This is a genomic window from Priestia sp. AB (assembly GCF_028369225.1).
In the GTDB taxonomy this organism is placed as follows: Bacteria; Bacillota; Bacilli; order Bacillales; family Bacillaceae_H; genus Priestia; species Priestia megaterium.
In genome coordinates this window covers 1-2,783 of sequence record NZ_JAQMYN010000046.1, presented here as the reverse complement: position 1 = coordinate 2,783, position 2,783 = coordinate 1, and the positions used below count along the sequence as shown (strand labels likewise).

Here is a 2,783-nt window from a genome sequence, read left to right as displayed (position 1 = left end):
GGCTGCTGGAGGACTAGCTAATAAGTTACATGCAAAAATTGTTTTAACACATCCAACAAATACGAACCAAACGGTAAAAGATTATCTTTCAACAGATAGACTTCCTACGTATGTATTAGGATCATCTGGTACACTTACAGATAGCGTATTAACTGGTCTTGGTTATGATGTAGATATTACAAAAACTTTATTATCTAAGGACCTTCTTAAGCAAGGTAAGTTACCAACTATGGATGTAGCAATTGGTGCAACTACAAATGAAGTAGTTAGTAAGTTTGGTAAACCAATTGAAGTGTACGATAATTCTAGAGAAAAAGTTTTGTATTATGACTATGACGTTTTTACTTATTACTTTGACTATAAAACTAAAAAAGTAGATTATATTGATGCATACGAAGACAAAATTAATATGACTGAGTCAGAACTTATCAGTGCATTAGGTAAACCTCAAGACTCAGATTATTACCCTGAAGATGGTATTAAAACGTTCTACTATGAAGTAGGAAATTACGACTTTAGTGTAGATATTGATCCTGATTCTAACAAAGTGACTTACATGAGTCTTTCTGTACCTTTTGAATAAAAATAACCCCCAACTTTAGAAAGTTGGGGGTTATTTTTATATAATTAGTCATTTATTTAATGCGGCTTTGCTATTATTAGAGATTATAAAGTTTTATTCTTATACTTTATAATTAAAAACTCTCTTAAATCTCCAATAGCCTTAAAGGTTTCTCGTGCAAAAATTACTATCTAGAGACATAGAAAGTCTATTTTCTTTAAGTTGCTAACTTATGAAGTTAATAAAAATAGTTTATAAAGAAATACTTTTGGATTTTAAGTAGACGCCATCAGTCGATAAACCTGTTTCTCATCATGTGTATCACTTTGATCCGAAGGGCAATAACTTTTACTATTCGAAAGAAATTGAATCCCAACATAATACGAAAACTGAGGATATACTGTAGATAACAACTAACTTTGAAAACAAGATTAAGCTAATAATACTTCCTTTTTACCACATTTTCCTTTCCCATGTAAATCACATAATTCTTTAAACTAATAGTATTAATTTATCTAGGATTTAGAGAGTCATTTTGAAGTTTTTTGGATCAAAAAACAACGTTTATCAAAAGATAAACGTTGTCATAAATAGATATATATAAAATTAAAGCTATTCATCATAAATATTAACCACCATACAAATCTAAAGAAAAAAGGGATATTCGACCAATTTCCCTTGATAACTACTTCTTTAAAATACATCGTGAAACAAACAACTACTAAACTAAATATCCCCAATGACCACATAGCTTTATCGATGTAGCACGGATCAGATTGGGCCAATAGAAAAAATACTACTGTAGATACCAAAGGGATCGGCAATACAATCCCAAAACCTCTTAAAACTTTACTTGATTTATTCATAACGCCCTCCTGTAGAATAAGGTAAGGTCATTCTCAATAGATAAATATTGGTCTACTGTACAATAGTTGCAAAATTAGATAGAGTAGTACTTTGATAAATTCCAATTCGTTTTAATTGATAAGGATCATCGCCAACGTTAACATATCCTGGTTTAGTTGTCATTGCGCTAGAAAAACCTAATTCCTTTAAGATTTGAATGGTGTCATCATTGTAATGACCAAATGGATAAGCAAGAGAATGAGCATTTAAAATGCTTTTATTTAACTTAATATCTTCTTTGACAGTTTCATAAGGTTTGGTAATTACATCAGATTTTTTCTCGCTATTTAAATTATGAAGGTTATGAGTATGAGCCTGGTAATCAAAGACGTTTTTCATATTTAACATATCTTCCTGTGAGAAAAATTGGAGCCTTGGAGCAGTTCCATTAAAAATTTCTGTTGGATGATTGTTACGAGATGTAATGATGTATTCTGTAGCCTTCATTCCGTATTGCTTTAAGATAGGGTAAGCATTATCTCTTACAGAAAGTAGTCCGTCATCAAATGTTATAGCCACTGTTTTAGCAGGTAAATTAATCTTATCACTAACATATTTTTCAATATCATCACTCAACACTGTTGTAAAACCTTGTTTATGTAAATAACTCATTTCTTCTATAAATGCTTCTGTTGTAACCGTCGTTCCTATATTCTTATAACTTCCAAGTTCATTTTCATCTAAAACATGGTGATACATTAAAATAGGTACACCTTTATCTTCTTTTACTTTTGAAGAATCTACATAACCGTATCGACCACCTAAATCAATCATCCACATATTATCTTTTTTTGATATAACAGGATATCGGTGATTATCTTTTAAAGTAGCAAACTTAACCTTTTTCGTGTTATCTATTACTTCTACATTATCGCGCAGTGGGATAATTTTTTTATTTGTAGATTTATAAGTTTTATTGGTATTTGTAAATAGTAGCTTAGTAGTTTTTAATACTTTATTTTTTGGTACATATGCATATGTATTTGCCCATTTCACCTGCCAAAAATTTTCATCATATTCTTTTGCCACTTCAAGCGCTTGTCCTTTAGATAAAGTTGCAATTTCATCTAAATTACCTCTACGATTATCATAGATAGGTGTATCAACAGTAGCTTGAATATATAACGGCGACTCTGCAATTGACACTTGGAAACCAAGCCCACTTAACACGCTATCTGTAAGTGTACCAGATGATCCTAATACATACGTAGGAAGTGTATCATTTGCAAGATAATCTTTTACCGTTTGATTTGTATTTGTTGGATGTGTTAAAACAATTTTTGCATGTAGCTTATTGGCCAATCCTCCAGCAGCT

3 protein-coding genes are annotated in these 2,783 nt (G+C 30.9%); 1 reads left to right on the top strand and 2 read right to left on the bottom strand.

Annotation, left to right across the window (positions count from 1 at the left end):
- Nucleotides 1-583 (top strand): DUF4309 domain-containing protein (locus tag POF52_RS30840; RefSeq protein ID WP_271998157.1); only part of this gene is annotated, 583 nt, incomplete at its 5' end.
- A 563-nt stretch (nucleotides 584-1,146) separates the two neighbouring features.
- Here POF52_RS30840 and POF52_RS30835 read toward each other — a convergent pair.
- Nucleotides 1,147-1,428, bottom strand: coding sequence for a hypothetical protein (locus tag POF52_RS30835; RefSeq protein WP_271998154.1), 282 nt, complete (start codon nucleotides 1,426-1,428; stop codon nucleotides 1,147-1,149).
- A gap of 52 nt (nucleotides 1,429-1,480) precedes the next feature.
- Nucleotides 1,481-2,783 (bottom strand): polysaccharide deacetylase family protein (locus tag POF52_RS30830; RefSeq protein ID WP_271998151.1); only part of this gene is annotated, 1,303 nt, incomplete at its 5' end.

What these genes read in the sequence shown, in the direction of transcription:
- POF52_RS30835 (WP_271998154.1), bottom strand. Translation starts at nt 1,428, where the DNA reads ATGAATAAATCAAGTAAAGTTTTAAGAGGTTTTGGGATTGTATTGCCG.